Source organism: Salicola sp. AFF1 (genome assembly GCF_056783195.1).
Window position 1 is genome coordinate 1 of sequence record NZ_JBXAYL010000113.1, and the last position, 796, is coordinate 796.

Here is a 796-nt window from a genome sequence, read left to right on the forward strand (position 1 = left end):
GATGCTTGTACTGTTTTATCCACAGCCAAACGGGCTTCAAACGCTTGTCCATTTACCATCCAGACTCATAACGCCGATGTTAAGCGGCCGGTTTGGAGGCGCACCGCGCCGGAAAACCGGTCCGGTGGAGGCCGCTAGGCCGGAACGTACTTGAACGATTTGTTAACGGCTTTTTACATGAAGTCCGAAGCATAGATCAGTTCTTCACAGTGAAGACACTTGAATTTAAATATCAATGGGTTACCTGAATCCGGATACCCTTCCAGAATTTGTGCCCAGAACTCTGGATTTATTTGAGTCTTCAGAAGGAAGGCCGACAATTTTTCGCCCTCTAGGGCCACAAGCTCTGCCTTCGGTGCCTTGCCATGAAATGCACAGGCGTCTCCGCAATGGCTCTGCCACTCCTCCTGTTGCCATGAATTGTATCCGGGGGTTCTTTCGCAAACCTCTGAAATGATCTCACTTGGCACACTAGCTTTGCTTAGTGGGTAGTCATCGGAAAACGTGCCTTCAAATTTCCGGGCAGCAGAACCATCGGCAATACACCAGGGGCAAATAAACTCGACTTCCTCTTCTGCGTAAAGGATCGATGTATACACGTAACCAGTAGCTCGGCCACAACATTCGCAGACTTCGTCACTAGCCTCTATTGACCCTGTTTCTATGGGATTAGGGTGATATTTGAATTCTGGAAGTTGCACAGATTTCTCCTTGGCCGTTAACGAGACTGTAGAAAAACTCGCTTCCGGGTTCACCCACAGCCTTCCTACTGATTCATTTCACCAGCGTAGTCGCT

1 protein-coding gene is annotated in these 796 nt (G+C 49.0%); it reads right to left on the minus strand.

Annotated elements, in window-relative coordinates; translation table 11 throughout:
• Positions 1-173: 173 nt before the first annotated feature.
• Positions 174-755 (minus strand): CbrC family protein, encoded by a 582-nt coding sequence (locus AC1RQI_RS16965; RefSeq protein ID WP_481905792.1) that lies wholly within the window; start codon positions 753-755, stop codon positions 174-176.
• Positions 756-796 lie beyond the last annotated feature (41 nt).